Source organism: Bradyrhizobium sp. SZCCT0231 (assembly GCF_018130245.1).
GTDB lineage: Bacteria > Pseudomonadota > Alphaproteobacteria > Rhizobiales > Xanthobacteraceae > Bradyrhizobium > Bradyrhizobium japonicum_F.
The window spans coordinates 24,705-44,943 of the sequence record NZ_JAFCKP010000023.1; the positions used below are offsets into that span (position 1 = coordinate 24,705).

Below are 20,239 nucleotides of genomic sequence, written 5' to 3' on the forward strand. Positions count from 1 at the left end.
ACGTTTGCAGCGCCGGGCAGGGCCAACCGGGAGCGGTGCCGTGCAAGCGCAGATGACGCTATTGGTATCTCTGGCCAGCTTTTTGCTTTTTGCCTTTTCTGTTGCCCACGCTGAAAGCGGGCTTGCTTCGTATTACGGATACAGCAAAGCCGGTAAAGGCGGCGAGCTGACCTGCGCCCACCGCACACGCCCGTTCGGCAGCGTGCTCAGGGTGTCCTACAGCGGGCGCACGATCCAGTGCCGCGTCAATGATCGCGGCCCCTTCATCCGTGGCCGCATCGTCGATCTCTCGGTGCCCGCCGCCCGCGCGCTCGGCATGATGAGCGCGGGCGTGGTGCGCGTCTCGGTGGATTAGGCCTTTGAGCGCGCTATAGTGCCGCCCAAAGCGGGGGGACGCTATGGCTAGGATCAAGGTGGGTCTCGTCGGCTGCGGCTTCGTGTCGGAGCTGCACATGTATGCGTTCCGGCGCGTCTATGGGGTGGATGTCGAGGTCGCGGCAGTCGCCGCGCGCGGCGACCACGTCGTCGCGTTCGCTCGCCGTCACGGAATCCCGCGCGTCTATCGCAGCTTTGCCGATCTGATTGCGGACGCCGATCTCGACGTCATCGACATCTGCACCCCGCCCAATCTCCATGCCGGGATGATCGTCGGCGCGATGCAGGCCGGCAAGCATGTGATCTGCGAAAAACCCTTCGCCGGCTATTTCGGCCGCGAGGGCGACACGCAGCCGATCGGCAAGCACGTGCCGAAGGCGCTGATGTACGAGCGCGTGATCGAAGGGATGGACGCGACGCGCGCCGCGATCGAGCGGACGGACAAGCTCTTCATGTATGCCGAGGACTGGGTCTACGCGCCCGCGGTGACCAAGACCGCGCAGATCATCAAGGCGACGAAGGACAAGATCCTGTTCATGAAGGGTGAGGAGAGCCATTCCGGCTCGCACGCCGCGCATGCCGCGCAATGGGCGACGACCGGCGGCGGCTCGCTGATCCGCATGGGATGTCATCCGCTTTCGGCCGTGCTGTATCTGAAACAGGTCGAAGCCAGGGCGCGCGGCGAGAGCATCCGCGTCGCCAGCGTCACCTGCGATGTCGGCAACGTCACCGCGGGGCTCAAGCCCGAGGAGCGCACTTACATCAAGGCGAACCCGATCGATGTCGAGGACTGGGGCACGCTGACCGCCACCTTCTCCGACGGCACCAAGGCGACCGTGTTCTCCGGCGACATGATCATGGGCGGCGTGCGCAACCTGATCGAGACCTATACCTCCGGCGGCTCGCTGTTCGCCAACATCACACCGAACACGCATCTGATGAGCTATCAGACCAGCGAGGAGAAGCTCGCCAGCGTCTACATCACGGAGAAAGTCGACCGCAAGACCGGCTGGCAATATGTCTGCCTCGAGGAGGAATGGACGCGCGGCTACTTGCAGGAGATCCAGGACTTCATGGAATGCGTCGCGACCGGGCGCCAGCCGCTGTCGGACCTCGCGCTGGCCTATGAGACGATCAAGGTGAACTACGCCGGGTATTGGGCGGCGGAGGAGGGAAGAAGGGTGGTGTTGTAGGGAGTGCTGCTCTTTACCCTCCCCTGGAGGGCTACGACATTCACACATCGAGGTTGAAGACCGAGAGGATGTCTGATTCCGTGTCGTCGATCCTTGGCAAGGAGGACGGCATGGAGCACGGACTGGGACGGTTTGGCGACCGTCGCCTGGAAAAAGGGGGGCCTTTCTTCTGGGGCGGCTTGTCGCCTCTGGGGGCAGGAGACTGCGGGTCCGCCGATTGGGCGGCAATCGGGCGGGAGAGGTTCGCCTGACGCGGCTTTTGCGTAACGAGGCGTTCAGCAGTGAGGAGATGCTGGTGGAGGCAGCCGGCCGGACGGCCGAACGTTGCTTGGGACGACATGTGCTGGCGATCCAGGACACGACTGTGCTGCGCTCGGAAGGCGGTGGGGGTGAGTATCTGCACGCCGTAATGGCTCTGGATGCCCAGGATGGCGCGATCCTTGGGCTGATCGACAGCTGCTTCCTGGAGCGCAAGAGCGGCCGGCGGGCAGCGCGGCGGTCCGCCCCGATTGAAGAGAAAGAGAGCTTCCGGTGGCTGGAAGGAGCCGATCAGGCGGCCTCGGTGTGCGCGGGCGCAGCTTCGGTCACGGTGATTGCCGATCGCGAGAGCGATATCTTTGAAGCGTTTGCATTGCGTCCGGAAGGCATCGAACTGCTGATGCGTGCGGCCCATGACCGCGCGCTTGCTGACGGCGAGGCCCTGTTTGCACGGACCGATGCAATGGATGCGATGGGGCGCGCCGAGTTGGAATTGCCCGCCAAGCCCGGGCGCAGGCGGCGCACCGCGCAGCTCGAGATTCGCTTCCTACCGGTAAGCCTGGCTCGACCAAAGCATGGACTGCGCACCAGCCTGCCGGAAAGCGTGGCCATGAACGTCATTGATGTCCGCGAGATCAACCCACCGCTCGGCGAAGCGCCGATCCACTGGCGGCTTCTGACGACACACGCGATAGCCAGTGAGGCGCAAGCCTGGGAGGTGGTCGGCCTTTACCGGCAACGCTGGGCAATTGAACAGCTGTTCCGCACCCTCAAGACCGACGGCTTCGACATCGAAGGCGTACGAATCGAAGATCAAGCGCCCCGCAATCGGCTGATCACCGCGACCTTGATCGCGGCTGTGTGTATCCAGCAACTGGTGCACGCCCGCGACGGCGGTCCGGGACCGCTGAGGCCTCTGAGCGATGCATTCGAACCTGAGGACCTTCCACTGCTCGAAGCCTGCTGTGCTGAGCTCGAAGGCAAGACGGAGCGGCAGAAGAATCCTCATCCAAAAGGGTCGCTGGCTCGTGCAGCCTGGGTCTGCGCGCGACTGGGCGGATGGACTGGCTATTACGGCAAGCCAGGGCCGGTCGTCATGCTTCAGGGCTGGCTCGAGTTCCAAGCCATAAAACGCGGTGCCAACCTCATGATCCGCCACCCTCACGACCGAAGTGATGTGTGAATCCAGTAGCCCTCCAGGGGAGGGTGAAGCATCTCGCTCCTACTTCGCCGCTTCCGCGCTCGCCATCGCCGGGCGCACGGGATCGCCTTCGCGGAGCAACGCGCCGGCGCGGGCGACGATGACATCGCCTTCGTTCAGACCGTCGCGGACCTCGATATTGCCGCCCGACATCAAGCCGATCTCGACGCGCTTGGTCTCGACGCGGTTGCGGCGGATCACCTGCACCACGGTGCCGGCGGATGAATATTGCACGGCGGTCAGCGGCACCGCGACGTTGCAGCTTTGCCCGGTCTTGATCAGCGCCCGCCCGCTCGCGTTCAGGAGCAGCCGCTTCTGCGAAGAGATGCCGATATAGACCATGCCCTGCTGGATGTTCGGCTCGACGGTCGGGCCGATGCGGCGCACCTTGCCGCTGATGTCGCCGGCGCCCGCGATCCGCACGGTGGCCTGCTGATTGACTGCGAGCTTGCGCACATCGGCGGTGGCCACGAGGCCGACGAGATCGTATTCGCTGCGCGCCACGATCGTGAACAGCGCCTCGCCCTTGGCCGAGGCGAAGTTGCCGATCTGCGCAGTCGAGGTCGCGATCACGCCCGCCACGGGTGCGGTGACCTGAAGCGTGCCGCCTTCGGGCAGCGCCAGCCGCGCCAGCACCTGGCCGGCGGTGGTGGTATCGCCCGCTTCCGCCAGCACGTCCGTGACCTTCAGGCCGGGACGCTCGGGCCGCACCGAGGTTTCCTCCCGCGCGATGATCGTGCCGGTGGCTTCGACGATGTCGGAGAAGCAGGATTTCGCGACTTTCAGCACCGTGACCGCGGGCCCCTTGGGCGCGTCGTCATCGGCGGCGCCGGCCGGACAGGGGCCGAGGACGAGCAGGCCGGCGACGGCTGCGGGACAGAGGTTTCGAACAACGGCACGGGACAAATGACGCATCGGAAATTCCACAGGGGCTATGTCTCCAATCGATAGCAGATGGCCGCCGCCCGCACTACGGGGGCGTCGTCCCAAAACAGGACGCCGCGCCGCCGCTAGGCAGTCGCGGCAAGTCTTTGATGAGTCGCGGGATTGGAGAACAGGTTCGCTGCGAAGACGTCACGGCGCAGGCCGCAGGTCGGCGTTAACCGTCAGCTGCGCCGATCGCCCAGCAGCTTGCCGGTGGCCCGATCGATCAGATGCAGCCGCGTGCAGGCCGGACAGGATACGGACACGTGGGTGCGATCAGACGGCTCGTCGGTAAGCCGATGCTGCACGTTCAGGCCGGTCTGCGGGCATTTGAAGACAATCTGTCGATCCATGGCCGGACATATGACGCCAAGCCGATCCCTGCGAAATTACGGATGTTTACGTAGGTCCGTCGCCGCGGCTCCTCACGGCAGGCTCAGGAATTCGACCCAGTTCGGCTTCTTGCCGGTGGGGTAGGATTTCAGCCTGGCCAGCGCGCCGCTGCTCTGGTCGATGGCATAGACCGTCATGCCGTCCGAGAGCTCGCCGACCGCGGCGAGGTAGCGCCCGCCTGGATCGATCTGGAAGCCGCGCGGCTGCTTCTCGGTCGGCACGCTGCCGATCGTGGTCAGCTTGCCGCTCGATCCATCGACCTTGTAGGCGGTGAGCGTGTTGGTGGTGCGCTCGGAGGCGTAGAGGAAGCGGCCGTCCGGAGTGATGTGGATGTCGGCGGCCCAAGCCTTCTTATCAGACTCTTTTCCGGAAAACCCTTCCGGCAGCGCAGTGGTGCGCTGGATCTCGTCCCACGCGCCGCTCCTGGCTTCGTAGGTGAATACCGCGACGTCGCCGTTCAGCTCATGGAGGAGGTAGACGAACTTGCCGCCCGGGTGAAACACGAAGTGTCGCGGCCCCGATTTCTCCGGCACCTTGTGGGCCGGCGGATCGCTCGGCGTGAGCGTACCGGCCGCGGCATCGAACGCGAAGCTCAGGATCTGGTCGGAGCCGAGATTGGTCGCGAACACGAAGCGGTTGTCGGGCGAGGGCAGGAAGGCGTGGGCGTTCAGCCCGGTCGGGATCACCTGCTTGGGCTCGGCGACGACGCCATTGGCAAGCAGCGGATTCAGCGCGACCTTGTTGCCGCCATAGGAGGCGCTGAACAGGAACTTGCCGCTGCGGTCGACGGCGATATGCGCCATGCTGTCCGCGAGCGGTCCGTTGCCGAGATGGCTGAGCTGGCCCGTCTTGGGATCGATCGCAAAGCTCACCGCGAGGTATGGCTGCGAACGGATGCCGGCAATCATCACGCGGCGGTCGGGCGTGATCGCGAGCGGCGTCGAGGAGCCGGGCTTTTCGACGCCCTTGAAGGCGGCCGTCTGCACGAGCGTCATCTCGCCGCTCTCGGTCATCCTGAACACGCTGACGTCGTTGCTGTCGGCGTTGCCGACATAGGCGAAGGTTTCGGCCATGCCGGCACGGACTCCAGAAATGAGAATGAGAGAAGCGAACAGGGTGGTGGCGATCGCAGCGCGTGGCGCGCGCGACGCGATGCGTCGGATCGGTCTCAACATGGGCTCCTCCTGAAAGCCGGGTCGCGGCATTGTCGTTTTGCGGGCGAGGATAGCGGGAGGCGCGCCGCCGCACCAAATTCCAATCGGGATCGATCGATGCCGAAATCGCATCGGTCGCGGGATGGCGAGTTAACTGCCGCCGTGCGGGGCGGGCGCGAGGAGGACGTCGTGGCAAAGCGCCACACCGCCAAACCGATCGGGCGCCGCCGCCGACCAAAGCAAAATAGCACCTCGCTGCCCGCCATCGCGGCGGGCCTCGCGCCGGGAACGGCGGCATCGTCATGCCGTTAGCCCAGTGCGGCGGGCGTGAGAGATGGAAAGGGAGGCTGGCTCGTGTTTTGGATCTATTGGGACACCGCCTGGTCGCTGATCATCAGCGGCATCATGGTCGCCACCATCGTCAGCCACCCCGACGCTGAATTCGCCGAAGTGCGGGCGGCCCGACGATCGATGTGAGCTTCCCGATCCCGCGGAGCTCGTCCGGGTTCATGTCATGCTGCCGGGCATGAAGCAGCGGATCATGGGGCGGCCGTTGACGTAATAAGGCCAGACCATGGTGCGCCCGGCGCGGTTGGGCTCGGTGATCACAGTGTCGTCTGGCACGTCGATCCAGTTGCCGAGCAGCCGCACCCGGTAATGTCCGTCCCGCGTCTCCCAGTCGACGTCGGCCAGCGCAGTGCCGTCGGCGTCGGCACAACAGGGACCGCCGCCCTTGCTGTGCAGGCTCTCGAACCAGCCCTTCAGGGGGGAGTTTGCGTAGCGCCCGTCGTCGCGGGCCTCCGCAGAGAGCCCGATGACGGCCGCAACCGCGACGAGGGGGATCGTTCTGAAAGCCAAGATCGCCATGTCACCTCGCTCGCTTCACGCACGCGCGCGCCACAGCGTGGCCGAAAAGCCCGCCAGCGGTGCGCGTGATGCAATTGACTGGTGCCCGCCGGCCGGAGTTCCCGACCGTCTCAGCGAGGCGATAACACCGAGGTCCGAGGTTTGATCCAAAATTTCAAGGCGCGATGCGATTAGGATGAATCGTCATCGCGCTTTAGGTTATTGTTTGAGCATGATCTTTCCGGAAAACCGCTGCGCACTTTTTCGGATCATGCTCGAGGCAGCGGATGGGCGAGGGATGAAGATCAGTGCGGGGAGGCAGCGTTCCCTCCGCCAAGCTCAACTTCTGACCCTGGGCCTCGTCGTTCCGCCGTTCGGACAGGGGCGGCTCACGCAAGGGGCGGATTTTCTTCGAGACGCTCGATCAACAATTCAGTAAGGGCCTGTACCTTCCGTGAGGGATGCTGGCCCGGCGGGCGAACGACGTATGCACCTGCCGATGGTGGTGGGTGGTGTGTCATGACCGGAACAAGCGCGCCCGATGCCAGGTATTCATGGATCACGCAATCGGGAAGCCAAGCGACGCCGAGCCCTGCTGCCGCGGCGACGGCGAGAGCTGTGCCGTTGTCGGCCTTGAAGCGCCCCCGCGGATGAACGGTGACGATTTCGTCGCCATCCATGAATTGCCAGGTTTCGGTGCCTTGCATCAGCGCTTCATGGGCGATGAGCTCGTCCAGCGTCTCCGGGGCACCGTGCGCCTCGATATAGTCCGGGCTCGCGACAAGCTTCCCGTAGATCGGCCCGACGCGTCTTGCGATCAGGTTCGAGTCTTGAAGATAACCAACCCGAATGGCGCAATCGAATCCCTCGGCAATGATATCGACGATGCGATCGCTATAGGCAGTGTGGATGTGAAGCTGCGGGTGACGTCGCGCCATCTCTGCGAGTATGGGAGCGAAGTGGGTTGGACCGAAACTAAGTGGCACGGAAATTCTCAGACGGCCGCGAAGATCGCCCGCGGGCCGGATGATTTCCTTGGCCGCGTCGATCTCGGCGCGGACTATGGCTGCATGGTTTCGAAACGTGATCCCGGCTTCCGTGAGCGCGGCGCCACGGGTGGTTCTTGCAAGAAGCTGGACACCTAGCTCCGCTTCAAGCCGGAACAGCCGCCGGCTGACGATCGACTTCGAGACGCCGAGCCGGCGCGCGGCGGCCGAAACGCCCCCGGCATCGGCGACTTCGACGAATGTAATCACGTCTTCAATGTCCAACTCGGCGTTCCCCATTTTGCGACACAGCTTGGCAGGATAGGGCGCTATCGTATCACGAACAGGAATGACAAGTGTCTGGGCACGGCGCCGCAGTCGGCGCATGTCTCACCACAACAGAGGATGTATTCATGAGCTTTCGCAATGGGCTTGCTTCGCTTCTTCGCCCTGAAGATTCGGTGCTCGTACTGATCGACCACCAGCCTTACCAGCTTACGAATCTGAACAGCCACGATCCGCACATGGTGGTCAACAATTCGACGGCGCTGGCGAAGGCCGCGAAGGCATTCGGCGTTCCTACCATCCTGACGAGCGTGATCGCCGAGCGCGGCGGTCTCATCTTCCCGCAGATCACGGATGTCTTCCCCGGCCAGGAGGTGATCGACCGGACGTTCATCAACACCTGGCAAGATAAAAAAGTGGTCGACGCGGTCAAGGCCACCGGCCGCAAGCAGCTCATCATCGCCGGCCTATGGACCGAGATTTGCGTTGCGATGCCGACGATCCAGGCGCTCGGCGAAGGTTGGGACGTGACGGTTGTCACCGATGCGTCCGGCGGCACGTCGGTCGAGGCCCACGAGGTCGCCATCCAACGCATGATCGCGGCCGGCGCGAACATGATGACCTGGCTGGCAGTGGCTTCGGAGTGGCAGCGCGACTGGGCCCGGACGGAGCATGCCGCCGAGCTTTCGGAGCTGCTCGTGCAGCACGCCGCCGGCAGCGGCATCGCCTTCCTGTGGGAGCAGCAACTGCTCAACACGCCCGTGCCGAGCGCCGCAGGCCGATCCAACCGGGGGTGACGAGAACCGCGAGCGATGCGCCGCGAAACCGCTTGTCGAGCCTCGCGGGCGAGCTCGCATATGCCGGCCTCTCCCATTGTCGTCCCGGACAAGCGCGCCGTTAGACTAGCGCGCGCCGATCCGGGACCCATTGCCACAGGGAGTGGTTTGGCGAAGATTCGTGATTGCCAGCTGTGGCAACAACGCGAGCTTGTGGTTATGGGTCCCGGAGCTGCGCTGACGCTTGTCCGGGACGACGATCTTGTGTGAACCGGGAGGTTCGAACGACTAGGTGGATCCAATCACCGAAGCCGGTGCACTCACCGCTTGATCTCCCACCTCAGCGCTTCCGCGTTCCTCTTGGCGAACATCGCCGGCACGTCGAAGGTCCCGGTCTTGAGATCATAGCGGCAGCGCCAGTCGGCGAGGCCTTTCACGGCGACGTTCTTCGGATGCTTGTCCATTTCGCCGGACAGCGAGATCACCAGGTAGCGATTGTTGGGCCAGCGCACGCCGAGATCGCGATAGGCCTCTTCCGTGCCTTTCACGAGATTGGCCGAGATGTGGTCGTCGAGCTTCATCTTCCCAGTGTCGGTGCGGCTGTGGAAATAGGCCCAGGCGAGCTCGCTGAGCGGCTTCTTGGTCGCGCTGACGAAGGTGCCCTTCTCGGCACGGTAGAGAAAGAGGTCCTGCGAGCCCGAGCCGGTCTTCTGCATCCGCACCAGCCATTGCGAGTCGCCCGTGAAACGGAAGCCGGCCGGATAGCGCTGCTCGGGCTTCAGCTCGGTCATCTTTTCGCCGTGTCGCGCCCAGACCTGCCACTTGATGTCGAAATCCTCGCCATCCTTCATGTACTGCTCGAGCCTGGTGGCGCCGTCGGGCGAGGTGAAGGCGAGATCGGCATCGTCGGAGAGAGTGAAGCCGGGCGGCGGACCGGAGGCGGCCAATGCGGGTGAAGCGGCCAGCGTCAGCACCAGCGCCAGCCATCGGGCAGGACGGCAAAAGACGGTCACGAGAAATTCCCTGAAGAAATGCCGCGATACGGCCTCGATGATGGGACGCCGGCGGCATGGCACCGGTTCATTCCGGACGCGCCGGGACAGAGGCATAATCCCATCGATCATCTTGCTGCCGCAGCCAAATCGGCGCACTTTGCCGGTCTCGGTTGATTTGCCACTCAAGGTCCTTTTCAGATGATCACCGCGTCCAAGGCCTTCATTGCCTTCTGTCTGCTCGCGCTGGTCGGCACCGCGCTGGTGATCGGCCCGACCGAGCTGCGCCGCCTGCTGCCGGACGGGACGAAGACTGTCGTCGCCGCCAAGCCGGAGGCCAAGGTCGAACCCAAAGCTGAAGCCAAGGTCGAGCTCAAGGTGGAGCCCAAACCCCAAGAGCCCAAAATCGAAGAGCCCAAACCAGAGCTCAAGCCGGAACAGCCGAAGCTTGCCGCCGGCGAGCCGCCTGCACCGGCCTCCGAGCCGAAGCCGGGCGCGCTGGCCGAGACCCAGAAGCAGGTGGCCGCGCTCGGCGATCTCGCGCCGGTCAAGCCGGCGCCGGCGGTTGCGGATGCCGGTCCCCGTTTCGACGTCGCCCGCATCGACGAGCACGGCGAGGCGGCAGTGATTGCGGGCCGCGCCACGCCGGGTGCAAGGGTCGAGCTGCTGCGCGACGGCAAGCCGCTCGATACCGTGGTCGCGGACGCCTCGGGCCAGTTCGTGATGACCCCGCCGCAGCTGCCTGCCGGCTCTTATGAACTGACGCTCCGGGCCAAGGCACCGGACGGGACGGTGACGGAGTCCGGCCGGACCATGCCGGTGACCATCGCCGAGGCGGCGCCGCCGCCCGCGCGGCCCGCACCGGCCGCGAAGCAAGAAGCGAGGCAGGAGACGAAGCAGGCCGAGAAGCCCGACGACAAGCCGGATGTCGTGGCCGCCCTGCCGTCGGCCTCTCCGCGCCTGGCTGCGGTGCCTGACAGGCAAGCGGCCCGGCCGAAATTGACCGGCGCGCCGAAGCCCAGGGCCTTGGCGCATGCTCCGGCGGCGACGGCGGTCGCATCGGCCTCGCCGGCCGACCTGCTCACCACCGCACCGGCGGAAGCAGGCGGCAGCCGGGTCATTGCCCGGGGCGACAGCCTGTGGGCGCTCAGCCGGCTCGCTTACGGCGACGGCGCCCGTTACGGGGTGATCTTCAACGCCAACCGCGACAAGATCCGCAATCCCAATCTGATCTATCCGGGCCAGACCTTCGTGATGCCGCAAAAGGCGGAGTGACGGCGCGCTGGCATTGACGCTGGCGATTGCGACGCTTTGCCCTGTGTCTCTCCGGAACAATCGGTTCCCTCGCGCGTCATCGTGATGCGACGCATTGCGCGCTTGGTGCGGGAGGGAGGGCCAAGACGTGGCCAGATCGACGGTCAGGTCCGCGATCTTGTCGGGACGCATGGGCTTGGCTTTGGCCGGCGCAGCTCTCGTGATTGCGGCAGTGTTGCTGCCCGGGAAAGCCGAGGCGCAGTTCGGATTGCGTGGCGGTCCGCTTGGGGTTGCGCGTTTCGCCGTCGGCCACATGATGGGCCTGTCGCGGCTGCGCCACTCCCGCATGGCCGTGCGCGGTGGCCGCTATCGCTCCGCTGCGCTGAGGTCGCAAGACCCGCGCGGGGCCGAGCGCGGCCTGCTATCCAACCCTTACGTCCTGCGTGCGGCCCTCACGGCGCAAGCTGCGCTGGCGGGCTGGCAAGGCGGCCGCCGCCCGCAAGGCTGGTGGCGCCATCCCGACGGCAGCTACGGCTGGACCGGCCCGGTGTTCTGGCCGTTTGCGCATGACGATCTCACCACCGCAATCATCTTCGGCGATGCGACCAGCCTCTCGCTCTACGGCTACGGCGACATCTATGCCGCGCTCTTTACGCCCTACGCCGCCACCGAGCTTGCCGCCTACACCGTGCCGCAAGGCCGGCGCGCGCGAAAAATCCCGTCCGCAGAGACGCTCTGCGAGGCCAGCGACACCGGCGGCCTGCCGGTCGACCGCATCGCGAGCGCCGTAGCACCGAACGAGCTGCAGCGCACCGCGCTCGACGAGCTCGCATCCGCCTGGCTTGCCGCGCGCGACACCATCCGCACCGCCTGCCCGGCGCAGGCCCCCACGAATGCCTCCGAGCGCCTTGGCCTGATGCGCGAGCGCATCGCGGCCATGATCAAGGCCATCGACGCAATCGAAGCGCCGCTTTCGAAATTCGTCGGCCTGCTCAACGACGACCAGAAAGCCAGGCTCAACGCTCTCGCCAATGAGCGTCGCGCGGCGCTGGCGTCCCACCGGCCCAAGGATGGGATGAAGGACACGAGCAAGGACACGAGCAAGGACGCGCAGGCGGCCAAGGCCTGCCAACCCGACTACGATCCCCGCTATGACGAAAAGGCGCAGCGCCAATACGAGCAGCTCGTCCAGCAGCAATGGCCCGCCGCCGACATTGCCTCCACGCTCCACCTCGACGAGATCGCCCGCGCCCGCCTCGAGGTGCTCCAGGACACCACCCTCCGCACCATGCAGACGCTCAGCGCCTGCCCGACAGACCCCGCCGCAACCCCCCAGGCCCGTCTCGCCGCCGTGAAGACGCGGCTGCAGACGATGCTCGAAGCCGTCGGCGGCGTCACTGATGCGCTCGACGATTTCGAGGCGGATTTGAGCGACGAGCAGAAGGCGGGGTTTGAACAGATCGGGCCGAAGCGGGGGGCGTGAGGGGACGGCAGCTTGAAACGCCATGATGCCCCCTCTATGATATACATAGGAAATGTATATCACGGAGAGTGCTGGTGCTGGTCTCCAAATGGGGCAACAGCCTTGCAGTGCGCCTGCCGAAGGCGCTGGTCGAAGCCTTGAAGCTCTCGCCTGGTGACGAACTCAACGTGGTCAAAGCCTCGAAGGGCGAGATTGCGGTGGAGAAGGTCGACAAACGGGCGGAGTTTCTCAAGCAGGTGGAGCAATTCCAGTTTCCGCTGCCCGACGGCTACAAATTCGATCGGGACGAGGCGAACGAGCGGTGAGCGCGTTCTTCGACAGCAATATCCTGATCTATGCCTATTCGACCGACATTCGACGAGGACCGGCGTTGAATGCGCTTGCCGGAGGTGGCGTGATCAGTGCGCAGGTGCTGAACGAGTTCACCAACGTGCTGCGCAAGAAGCAGCAGCAGGACTGGCCCGTCATCGAGGCAGCAGTGCAGACGATCCGGTTTCGCTTTCCGGACATCGCGCCTCTGACGGCAGATACGCACGCGGCTGCGATCGCGCTCGCTCGCGATCACTCCATAGCGTTCTACGACGCCCTCATCGTTGCGTCCGCGATCGAAACCGGATGCGATACGCTTTATAGCGAAGACCTTCAGCACAGCCGCAGCATCGGCGGGCTTACCATCGTCAATCCGTTTCTTGGCGGGACGCCGTGAACGCTCATATCATCGCCAAGTCTGATCATCGCCAAGTCTGATCATCGCCAAGTCTGGACTCTTGCGCGGATTCTGTGATCTCACCCGCACGCCCAGTCGAACTTCATGTCCTTGAAGTCGAGCTGCGCGTTGCCGCCGCCGAAATTGTAGCCGCCGAAATATTCCTCGAACTCGATGTAGAACGGGCTCATCTCCGGCACGGCCTGGCACGGCCGCATGGTGCCGCCGAGATGGTTGTGGGCGTGATCCCTGGCCCAGTCGTGCAGGCGGAAATTGTCACCGCGCGGCACGCCGCCGACAAAATAGTAGTAAGGCTGATAGCCTGTCGGCGGATTTTCGCGCGTGTACTCGTCTTGCGGCCCCTTGCCGGCGTTGGGATCGCTCGCGCGCGGCGACAGCGCGATCGCGCGCGTCTCGCTGAGATCGGCGCGCGGCGGGGCAGCAAACATCTTCCTTGCGTAGGGCGGCGCGGCCTCGAAGAAGGCGCTGGTGCCGCCGACGTCGAGCCAGCGCGGCCGCTCCGCCGTCGCCAGCGCAAGCGGCGCCGGCGGTGTCGCGAATGCGCCGTCATATTCGGCCCTCGTCAGCAGCAATGCGGCATATTCGTAGTCGAGAATGTCGGTCATGCGCGACAGCCGCGGATGCGATGGCCGCGCCATCACCGCCTCGCGGAGTTCAGGATCGTCGGGCGCGCCGCCGTCATTGTGATCTGGCGCCGTGGCAAAGAACGACACCGCGACGATGTCATCGCCATGCACGCGATAATCCTCCGGCAGCAGCAGCGTAAAACCGTGCATCAGCGGATAGCCGCTGACCGGATCGAGCGGCCATTGCTCGCTCCTGATGCCCGGCGGCAGCCCATAGACCCAGCCCTGGTCGCGCGCGCGATCCGCGGGCCGGTCCAGCATCTGCAAATCATACGCGCGCGAAGGCAGGACGAAGGCCACAGGTCGTCTCCCATCGAAATCGCCTCGCCGTTGAGGCGATGGTTGGTCGTGGGGAGGAGGGATGTGGTTCGCATTCTCAGGTGTCATCGCCCGGCGAAGACCGGGCGATCCAGTATTCCAGAGACGGTAGTGATCAATGGATAGGCCGCAGCGTACTGGATGCCCCGGTCAAGCCGTGCATGACAGCGGAGTGTGGAACGTGCGCCCGTGGTCACGTCCGACGGCGCTTACCCCCTTCGCCGCGCCACCGCGGCATCCACCACGTTCTCCACCTCCCCGCGCCAGCTCAAAATCTCCATCGCCAGCACGGGGTGATTGAAGCCCTTGAGCTGGAGATCGTCGAGGGCTCGGGCCTCGACCCACGGCTCGACCATGCCGTAGACGCGGCGGCTGACCACGATCTGGTTGGGCTTGGCCTCGCCGCAGAGGCGGGAGGCGAGGTTGGTGACGCTGCCGATCGCGGCATATTCCAGCCGCTGCTCGAAGCCGACCTGGCCGAGCGTGGCATAGCCGAGCGCAACGCCGATGCCGAAGCCGAGGCTGTGCCCGCGGTTGCGCCAGCGCTCGGTCAAGGGGCCGATGGTGTCGCGCATCTCCACCGCCATCTTCACCGCGCGCTTGATGTGGTCCTCGAACTGGATCGGCGCGTTGAACAGGATCATCACGCCGTCGCCGGCGTATTTGTCGAGCGTGCCCTCATATTTGAAGATCAGCTTGCCGAGCGCCGCGTGATATTCGCGCAGCACGTTCATCGCCTCTTCCGGCTCGGTCGCTTCCGTGAACGCGGTGAAGCCGCGCAGGTCGCAGAACACGACCGTGACCTCGCGGCGCTGGCTGGTGAGCAGCCCCTCGGGGCTGTCGGAGGACGCGATCAGCTGCGCCACCTGCGGCGCCAGGAAACGCTCGAGCTTGCGGATGCGCTCGATCTCGCCGAGCTGGGTCTTGACGCGCTCCTCCAGCGACTTGTTCCAGTCCTTGAGCTGCTCGGTCTGCATGCGCAGCTTGTCGGCCTGGGCTCGCACGGTCTCGTTCGCGGCCTCCAGCGCGTGGCTGTTGTGGTCGACCTCGGTGAACAGCCGCGCATTGCGCATCGCCAGCACGGCCTGATTGGCGAAGGTGCGCATCAATCCGATGATGCTGGGCGCGAACGCGCCACCGGCGCGGCGCAGCACCACGAGCGAGCCCAGCGTGCCCTGCTGGTCGATCAGCGGCACCACCAGCACCGAGTTGAAGCCGGCAGCGAGCGCGACCTCGCGCAGCGGCTGCTCGGCGGCCTCGCCGAGCTCGGCAAGCGCGATCGGCTCGCCGCTATCGGCGGCATCGCTCAGGATGTTCCCGCCTTCGTCGATGGTGGCATGCGCGCCCTCGGCGGATCTGTCGATGCCGTTGGCCTCGACCAGGTTGAAGCGGCGCGCCTCGGCGTCGAAGCCGTAGATCAGCACCGCGTCGGCGCGGGTGATCTCGATCGCACGGGCGGCGATCGTCGCAAGCACCGCGTTGAGATCGAGCGAGGAGGCCACCGCGCGGCCGACCTCCTCGAGCACCTTGAGCTCGTGGATCGATTGCGCGAGATCGCGGGTGCGCTCGTCGACCTTGGTCTCCAGGTTCGAATAGGTCTCCTGGATCTGGTCGGCCATGCGGTTGAACTGCCCGGCGAGGTCTTCCAGCTCGTCGGAGGTGTGCACGTCGATGCGGTGGCTGAAATCGCCTTCGCCGAGCAGTTGCGCGCCGTCGCGCAGCGCCGTGATCGGGATGATCATGCGGCGGGCGAGCAGCGTGCCGGCCAGGATCGCGACCATCAGGCCCATGCCGATCAGAAGCGCGATGCGCACCAGCTGGTCGCGGATCGGCATCAGGGCCTGCGTGGTCGGCTGCTCGAACAGCACGCTCCAGCCGAGCTTCGGCACGATGCTCGCGGCGCTCATCACCGCATGGCCGTTGAAGTCGGTGCCCGACGTGTCGGCTTCGTGGCCGGGCGCAATCGCGGCCGCCACCTGCGGCAGCTTGGAGAGGTCCTTGCCGATTTCGGGCCCTTTCGATGACGTCGCCAGCACCCGGCCGCGAGGATCGACGACATAGGCGAAGGCGGCCTTGCCGACCTGGGCGTCGGACAGGAAGTCGGAGAGGAAGCTGAGATCGATCTCGGCCACAGTGACGCCGGCATTGAAGCCGGAATGCGCCACCGAGATCGACATCAACGGCGTCCGGTCGGCGAACCAGGCCGGCGCATAGCTGACGCCGCGGGCGACGGCGTCGGTGAAGCGCACGTCGCGGGAGAGGTCAGCGCTGCTGCCGGTCGTGGTCGACTGCCTGGAGACCCGCAGCACCTCGCGGCCCTCGCCGTTGAGCTGGAACAGCTGGTTGACGACCGAGACCTGGTGCAGCAGCGAGGCGTAGTCGGCGCGGCGTTTCTCCAGCGTGTCCTGGCTCGCCCGCGTCACCCAGCTGATCTGGCGATCGAGCTCGGAAATCGACTGCTCGATCCGCCGCGCGGCTGCCTGCGCCTTGTCCTCGAGCCCGTCGGTCAGCGACGCCCTTGTGGCGCGGTAGGAGATCCAGGTCTCCATCGCGCCGTTGACGGCGAGCACGAACACGACGAGGCCGACGAGGGAGACGACGTATTTGGCGAACAGGCCCTCCCGCAGAGATCGTGTCTTGTCGTTCGCTCCTGCCATCCCGATCCTCTCGCGCCGTCATCGACGCCGGCGCTACGGGCCGTACAGGCCCTTCCGGGGCCGTTCTACCACAATTTGGGCCAAGGAGCCGTTATGTGGCCGTCGCGCGGCCGGCAGACCGGCCGGCGTGGTTACTCCCTGCGGACTCCCGGGCAGGAAGAAGGGTGGTGAATTGCCGCAGTCTCATCCGTTCGGAGGAAGCAGCGGACGGGAGGGCCAATGTAAGCGGATTGGCGTGAAGTTATCGATTGAAGAGCTGCCGCAGCACGTCGTTCATTGGCTGACTGTCCTGCTGCGCGAGCGGCGGGTCCTCCAGAGCGGGAGCAGGTGAGGCCTGCGGCGCCGGTGTGGAGGGCGTTGCCGGCAGATTGCGGCTGCGGCCGGTGCCAGTGCCGCTACCCGTTCCGCTGGAGAGTCCCTGCTGAATCAGATTGCCGATCGCCTCCCCCAGCGGGCCGCCGAGCAGGTTGTTCTGCCCCGGTTGCTGGGCTTGCGGACTGGCATTGCCGGTTCCATTGCCGCTGCCCGGCGCGTTGGTACCACCGAGACCGAGGCTGCCCAGAATGTTGCCGAGCCCGGCGCCGTCGGGGCCGAACAGGCCCTTGCCCATCTCGCGCAGCTTGGCATAGGCGGCGTCGGGATTGTCCAGCATGCCGGCCATGTCAGGGTAGATCCGCGGCTGCGACCAGCTGCCCTGGATCATCACGGGGATGCCGAAGCCGACCGGCTCGTTAGCGCGGCCCTGGCCTTCGGTCGTCATCACGAGCTTGGGCTCGACGCGGAAGCCCATCATCTTGGTGTCGAGGGCGATGGTGCCGGCGCCGGTGACGCGCACCAGCGGCCCGATCAGGTTGAGATCGGTCGTCACCGCCTGGCCCTTGTCGATGCGGAAGGAGGCCGAGAGCTGCGACAGATCCGTGCTCTGCTCCTGGCCGGGGTCCTGGTTTCCCTGCCAGCCGGACAGCGTGCTCGTCGTCAGCGATCGGATCATCTGCGCGACATTGATGCCGCGGATGGCGCCGTCCTGGAAATTGACGAAGGCCGTGCCTTGCATGTTCGCCATCAGCGCGCGCTGGCTGTTGCCGGCGCTGCGCAGGGCGAGCTTGGCCTGGAGCTTGCCGTCGATGCGGTCGAATTCGGCAAGGCCCTGGAGCAGCGGCAGCGCGCGGACGCCGACGAGATCGGAATGCATGGCAAAGCTCGGCGCGCCGGTGGTCGCATCCAGGATCACCTCGCCCGAGACCTGGCCGCCATAGGCGCCGAGATTGGCGGTGCCGGCCTTCAGCACGCCGCCGGCGAGCTTGGCGTCGAGCGCAAGCGGCGCGATGCGCGCATCGCCGATCACGGCCTCGTTCGCGGAGATCCGCACCTGCGCATCGACATAGTTGAGCCCGGAGACGTCGATCGGCGCATTGCTCCAGGGCTGCCCGGACACGCCGTCCGGCGATTTCGCCAGCGGCATCGCGAGCCGCTGAAAGTCGAGATCGACCTTGACCAGCGGCTTGCTCGCGATGTCGACGGAAGCCCAGCCGTTGAATGCGCCGTCGCCGAGCCTGCCATTCACGCCGTTGATCATCACGACATCGCCATTGAGCCGCATCTCGGCATGGCCGGTGAGCTGGGACTTCAGCACGCTGGGCATGTCGATGGCGAAATCCACCGGAACCGTCGGCCGTTCGGCAGCCGAGGCCGGCGCCGCTGCCTTGATGTCGAACTTGGTCGGATGCTCGCCGACGCGCGCGGTGCCGGTGATATTGACCTTGCGGTCGCGGCCCATGATCGCGTCGGCGTTGATGGCGCTGATGCGGCCCTCGACACGATCGCGCAGGCGCGAGAACGCGACTTCGCCGTCGGTGACCGTGATACGGTCGATCGTGGCGCCATTGGTATCGAGCGCGAGCGGCTTCGACGAGGCGCCGGCGCTCGGCAGGCGCTCACGCAGCAGCGGCTGGTAGAGCACGGGATGGGTGACGACGAGCTCGCTGATCTCAGGGCGGCCCGACCATACGCTGGCGAGCGACATGTCGGCCTGCACGCGGTCGACCGTCAGGCGCGTGATGCCGCTGCGGTCCTTGGGGTCGGCAAGCGTGAGGTCGTTCAGGGTGACGTTCAGTGTCGGCCACAGGCTGATCTTGGTGGTGCCGTCGATCGACAGGCGATAGCCGGTCGCACTCTCGACCCGCGAGGCGATCGCCGAGGTCAGGAAGCCCGAGGGGATCCCGACTACCAGCAGGAGCGCGATCACGATGATGACGGCGGCCAAAGCCCCGCCGGCGAATTTCAATGCTCTCATGTCGACTTTCCAACGACGGACAACCGGCGTCGAATCCGGCAGATGACCCGTCCTTTGCGCCTTGAGTTTATCCCCGGACGGGAAGCGGCTCCAAGCGCGTAAAAATAGTCAGGGGGTGCTGCAAAGTTATGTGACTTATGACACACTTCTCCGACGCGGTTTTACGCGATCCTGAAGTTGATGGTTTCCAGCGATTTGCCACCACAATGACCGGGACGTTCACAAGGACATTGAAATGAGCAAGCAGGCCGAATTTGCGGTCATCCTGAAGATGAACCCGATGTTCGCCGATCTCGGCGCAGACGAGCTCCAGCGGCTGTCCAATCTCTGTCACACCCAGCACTTGGGGAACGGCGAGGTGCTGTTCCAGAAGGGCGATCCAGGGGATGCGCTGTTCGGCGTGCGCCGCGGCCAGGTCCGCATCGAGACCGGCGCCTCCGACGGCAGCCGGCTGACGCTGAATTTCATGGGGTCGGGCGACCTGTTCGGCGAGGTCGCGGTGCTGGACGGCCAGAACCGTACGGCGGACGCCACCGCGGGCGAGGCCAGCGAATTGTTCGTGCTGCGGCGCGAAGATTTCCTCGGCTTCCTCGAGCGCGAGCCCAAGGTCGCGATCAAGATCATCGCGCTGCTGTGCCAGCGCATCCGCTGGCAGAGCGAGCGCATGGAAGAATCCATGCTGCAGCCGCTGCCGGTTCGCCTGGCGCGGCGGCTCTGCGCGCTCGCCGCCGATTTCGGTTCCGAGGTCCACATCTCGCAGGAGCAGCTCGGCGTCTTCGTCGGCGCCGCCCGCGAAAGCGTCAACCGCCAGCTCCAGGCCTGGCGCAAGGACGCGATCCTCGATCTCCAGCGCGGCCGGATATTGCTGCGGAACATGACCAAGCTGACGGCGATCGCGCGGAACGAGTAGGTCGGCGGCTAGGCTGCTTCCGGCACATAGTGCAATGTGAGCAACTCGGATCGTAGGCACGGGGCGACGGCATATGGACGGCCATCATCGTCGCTGAATTCGACAAGCACCGTCTTTTCGTCGAGCTCTTCGACAATCGTGCCGACGTTCCCTCGCGCTAACCGGTGCTCGGGAATGTTTGCGAGCAACGCGACGACGTCCAGGGCTCGCGGCGTCCAATCTTGCTTGTTGTTCGCTGCACTCATCATAGCACCCAACAGGTGACGAATGTCGGCCGGTCGTCGCCGGCCCGAATGATCCATGCTGTTCTTACCACAGCCTGCTTCTGATGTCGCCTGAGCAGGATATCCATCCGCCAGTGGCTACCCCAGCGATCTGTCGCAATCTGGGACGCATCACCAGAAGGTGTGGCTTGAAGCAGGGCTTCGCGAAGCCAGACGGCATCTCCACGTTGAAGATCGAGCGCCTCCCGGAAGACCCTCGCCTTGTGTCGACCTCGCGGATGCGAGGGACTGAGGCAATAATCCTCAATCTTCCGAATGTCGACGATGGCATTGGCTCCATTAGGTAAATGCATCGCCATGTAAG

At 65.3% G+C, this 20,239-nt stretch carries 21 protein-coding genes; 10 read left to right on the forward strand and 11 right to left on the reverse strand.

All coding sequences use genetic code 11. The annotated features are described in order from the left end of the window. Positions 1 to 40: 40 nt before the first annotated feature. The 3 genes from JQ566_RS31560 to JQ566_RS31570 all read left to right on the forward strand — a co-directional run bounded on the left by JQ566_RS31560 (position 41) and on the right by JQ566_RS31570 (position 3,009). Positions 41 to 355 carry a septal ring lytic transglycosylase RlpA family protein gene (locus tag JQ566_RS31560; protein WP_036037541.1) on the forward strand — a complete coding sequence of 105 codons (315 nt, stop codon included), beginning with the start codon at positions 41 to 43 and terminating at the stop codon, positions 353 to 355. 43 nt (positions 356 to 398) lie between these two features. Then, a complete protein-coding gene (locus JQ566_RS31565; RefSeq protein ID WP_212379661.1) occupies positions 399 to 1,568 on the forward strand; it encodes a Gfo/Idh/MocA family oxidoreductase in 1,170 nt (389 codons plus the stop codon). 259 nt (positions 1,569 to 1,827) lie between these two features. Continuing rightward, complete coding sequence (locus tag JQ566_RS31570; RefSeq protein WP_283814390.1) at positions 1,828 to 3,009, forward strand: IS4 family transposase; 1,182 nt, start codon at positions 1,828 to 1,830, stop codon at positions 3,007 to 3,009. 39 nt (positions 3,010 to 3,048) lie between these two features. Here JQ566_RS31570 and JQ566_RS31575 read toward each other — a convergent pair whose 3' ends face one another. The 3 genes from JQ566_RS31575 to JQ566_RS31585 all read right to left on the reverse strand — a co-directional run bounded on the left by JQ566_RS31575 (position 3,049) and on the right by JQ566_RS31585 (position 5,519). Continuing rightward, entirely contained in the window at positions 3,049 to 3,942 is an 894-nt protein-coding gene (locus JQ566_RS31575) for an efflux RND transporter periplasmic adaptor subunit (protein ID WP_212379665.1), read from the reverse strand. 191 nt (positions 3,943 to 4,133) lie between these two features. Continuing rightward, the gene (locus JQ566_RS31580; RefSeq protein WP_212379667.1) at positions 4,134 to 4,304 is read right to left on the reverse strand and encodes a hypothetical protein; all 171 of its coding nucleotides are present in this window, start codon (positions 4,302 to 4,304) and stop codon (positions 4,134 to 4,136) included. A 72-nt stretch (positions 4,305 to 4,376) separates the two neighbouring features. Next, the gene (locus JQ566_RS31585) at positions 4,377 to 5,519 is read right to left on the reverse strand and encodes a lactonase family protein (protein ID WP_212379669.1); all 1,143 of its coding nucleotides are present in this window, start codon (positions 5,517 to 5,519) and stop codon (positions 4,377 to 4,379) included. 333 nt (positions 5,520 to 5,852) lie between these two features. On the opposite strand from JQ566_RS31585, the gene JQ566_RS34910 reads away from it, so the two are divergent. Then, the gene (locus tag JQ566_RS34910) at positions 5,853 to 5,975 is read left to right on the forward strand and encodes a hypothetical protein (protein ID WP_256375944.1); all 123 of its coding nucleotides are present in this window, start codon (positions 5,853 to 5,855) and stop codon (positions 5,973 to 5,975) included. A gap of 30 nt (positions 5,976 to 6,005) precedes the next feature. Here the strand turns inward: JQ566_RS34910 and JQ566_RS31590 are convergent, their stop codons facing one another. Next, positions 6,006 to 6,365, reverse strand: coding sequence for a hypothetical protein (locus JQ566_RS31590; protein WP_212379671.1), 360 nt, complete (start codon positions 6,363 to 6,365; stop codon positions 6,006 to 6,008). 368 nt (positions 6,366 to 6,733) lie between these two features. Next, positions 6,734 to 7,615: a LysR family transcriptional regulator gene (locus tag JQ566_RS31595; RefSeq protein ID WP_212379673.1), complete on the reverse strand. Its 882-nt coding sequence runs from the start codon at positions 7,613 to 7,615 to the stop codon at positions 6,734 to 6,736. Between the two features lie 128 nt (positions 7,616 to 7,743). Here JQ566_RS31595 and JQ566_RS31600 point away from each other — a divergent pair, with 128 nt between their 5' ends. After that, positions 7,744 to 8,412 (forward strand): hydrolase, encoded by a 669-nt coding sequence (locus JQ566_RS31600; protein ID WP_212379675.1) that lies wholly within the window; start codon positions 7,744 to 7,746, stop codon positions 8,410 to 8,412. Between the two features lie 299 nt (positions 8,413 to 8,711). Here the strand turns inward: JQ566_RS31600 and JQ566_RS31605 are convergent, their stop codons facing one another. Further along, the gene (locus tag JQ566_RS31605) at positions 8,712 to 9,404 is read right to left on the reverse strand and encodes a hypothetical protein (RefSeq protein ID WP_212379677.1); all 693 of its coding nucleotides are present in this window, start codon (positions 9,402 to 9,404) and stop codon (positions 8,712 to 8,714) included. 180 nt (positions 9,405 to 9,584) lie between these two features. Here JQ566_RS31605 and JQ566_RS31610 point away from each other — a divergent pair, with 180 nt between their 5' ends. The 4 genes from JQ566_RS31610 to JQ566_RS31625 all read left to right on the forward strand — a co-directional run bounded on the left by JQ566_RS31610 (position 9,585) and on the right by JQ566_RS31625 (position 12,826). Beyond that, positions 9,585 to 10,658, forward strand: coding sequence for a LysM peptidoglycan-binding domain-containing protein (locus JQ566_RS31610; protein WP_212379679.1), 1,074 nt, complete (start codon positions 9,585 to 9,587; stop codon positions 10,656 to 10,658). Positions 10,659 to 10,827: 169 nt separating this feature from the next. Next, on the forward strand, positions 10,828 to 12,120 hold the full coding sequence (locus tag JQ566_RS31615; protein WP_212379744.1) for a Spy/CpxP family protein refolding chaperone: 1,293 nt from the start codon (positions 10,828 to 10,830) through the stop codon (positions 12,118 to 12,120). Positions 12,121 to 12,194: 74 nt separating this feature from the next. Next, positions 12,195 to 12,425 (forward strand): AbrB/MazE/SpoVT family DNA-binding domain-containing protein, encoded by a 231-nt coding sequence (locus JQ566_RS31620; RefSeq protein WP_212379681.1) that lies wholly within the window; start codon positions 12,195 to 12,197, stop codon positions 12,423 to 12,425. Next, complete coding sequence (locus JQ566_RS31625) at positions 12,422 to 12,826, forward strand: PIN domain-containing protein (RefSeq protein WP_212379683.1); 405 nt, start codon at positions 12,422 to 12,424, stop codon at positions 12,824 to 12,826. The genes JQ566_RS31620 and JQ566_RS31625 overlap by 4 nt, the downstream gene beginning before the upstream one ends. Before the next feature lie 80 nt (positions 12,827 to 12,906). Here the strand turns inward: JQ566_RS31625 and JQ566_RS31630 are convergent, their stop codons facing one another. The 3 genes from JQ566_RS31630 to JQ566_RS31640 all read right to left on the reverse strand — a co-directional run bounded on the left by JQ566_RS31630 (position 12,907) and on the right by JQ566_RS31640 (position 18,741). Beyond that, positions 12,907 to 13,734 (reverse strand): hypothetical protein, encoded by an 828-nt coding sequence (locus JQ566_RS31630; RefSeq protein ID WP_249139918.1) that lies wholly within the window; start codon positions 13,732 to 13,734, stop codon positions 12,907 to 12,909. A 266-nt stretch (positions 13,735 to 14,000) separates the two neighbouring features. Beyond that, positions 14,001 to 16,448, reverse strand: coding sequence for an adenylate/guanylate cyclase domain-containing protein (locus JQ566_RS31635; RefSeq protein ID WP_212379687.1), 2,448 nt, complete (start codon positions 16,446 to 16,448; stop codon positions 14,001 to 14,003). A 241-nt stretch (positions 16,449 to 16,689) separates the two neighbouring features. Further along, complete coding sequence (locus tag JQ566_RS31640; RefSeq protein WP_212379689.1) at positions 16,690 to 18,741, reverse strand: AsmA family protein; 2,052 nt, start codon at positions 18,739 to 18,741, stop codon at positions 16,690 to 16,692. A 235-nt stretch (positions 18,742 to 18,976) separates the two neighbouring features. On the opposite strand from JQ566_RS31640, the gene JQ566_RS31645 reads away from it, so the two are divergent. Beyond that, a complete protein-coding gene (locus tag JQ566_RS31645; protein ID WP_212379691.1) occupies positions 18,977 to 19,651 on the forward strand; it encodes a Crp/Fnr family transcriptional regulator in 675 nt (224 codons plus the stop codon). A gap of 8 nt (positions 19,652 to 19,659) precedes the next feature. Here the strand turns inward: JQ566_RS31645 and JQ566_RS31650 are convergent, their stop codons facing one another. Both JQ566_RS31650 and JQ566_RS35060 read right to left on the reverse strand, forming a co-directional pair. Further along, positions 19,660 to 19,953 carry a DUF4926 domain-containing protein gene (locus tag JQ566_RS31650; RefSeq protein ID WP_212379693.1) on the reverse strand — a complete coding sequence of 98 codons (294 nt, stop codon included), beginning with the start codon at positions 19,951 to 19,953 and terminating at the stop codon, positions 19,660 to 19,662. After that, entirely contained in the window at positions 19,896 to 20,234 is a 339-nt protein-coding gene (locus JQ566_RS35060; RefSeq protein ID WP_434057847.1) for a DUF6883 domain-containing protein, read from the reverse strand. The genes JQ566_RS31650 and JQ566_RS35060 overlap by 58 nt, the downstream gene beginning before the upstream one ends. Positions 20,235 to 20,239 lie beyond the last annotated feature (5 nt).

Coding starts and splice junctions, on each gene's coding strand:
- JQ566_RS31590 (WP_212379671.1), bottom strand. CDS start 6,365: ATGGCGATCTTGGCTTTCAGAACGATCCCCCTCGTCGCGGTTGCGGCC.
- JQ566_RS31645 (WP_212379691.1), top strand. CDS start 18,977: ATGAGCAAGCAGGCCGAATTTGCGGTCATCCTGAAGATGAACCCGATG.
- JQ566_RS31600 (WP_212379675.1), top strand. CDS start 7,744: ATGAGCTTTCGCAATGGGCTTGCTTCGCTTCTTCGCCCTGAAGATTCG.
- JQ566_RS31640 (WP_212379689.1), bottom strand. CDS start 18,741: ATGAGAGCATTGAAATTCGCCGGCGGGGCTTTGGCCGCCGTCATCATC.
- JQ566_RS31575 (WP_212379665.1), bottom strand. CDS start 3,942: ATGCGTCATTTGTCCCGTGCCGTTGTTCGAAACCTCTGTCCCGCAGCC.
- JQ566_RS31615 (WP_212379744.1), top strand. CDS start 10,828: ATGGGCTTGGCTTTGGCCGGCGCAGCTCTCGTGATTGCGGCAGTGTTG.
- JQ566_RS31610 (WP_212379679.1), top strand. CDS start 9,585: ATGATCACCGCGTCCAAGGCCTTCATTGCCTTCTGTCTGCTCGCGCTG.
- JQ566_RS31630 (WP_249139918.1), bottom strand. CDS start 13,734: ATGCTGGACCGGCCCGCGGATCGCGCGCGCGACCAGGGCTGGGTCTAT.
- JQ566_RS31580 (WP_212379667.1), bottom strand. CDS start 4,304: ATGGATCGACAGATTGTCTTCAAATGCCCGCAGACCGGCCTGAACGTG.
- JQ566_RS31635 (WP_212379687.1), bottom strand. CDS start 16,448: ATGGCAGGAGCGAACGACAAGACACGATCTCTGCGGGAGGGCCTGTTC.
- JQ566_RS31585 (WP_212379669.1), bottom strand. CDS start 5,519: ATGTTGAGACCGATCCGACGCATCGCGTCGCGCGCGCCACGCGCTGCG.
- JQ566_RS31565 (WP_212379661.1), top strand. CDS start 399: ATGGCTAGGATCAAGGTGGGTCTCGTCGGCTGCGGCTTCGTGTCGGAG.
- JQ566_RS31650 (WP_212379693.1), bottom strand. CDS start 19,953: ATGGATCATTCGGGCCGGCGACGACCGGCCGACATTCGTCACCTGTTG.
- JQ566_RS35060 (WP_434057847.1), bottom strand. CDS start 20,234: ATGGCGATGCATTTACCTAATGGAGCCAATGCCATCGTCGACATTCGG.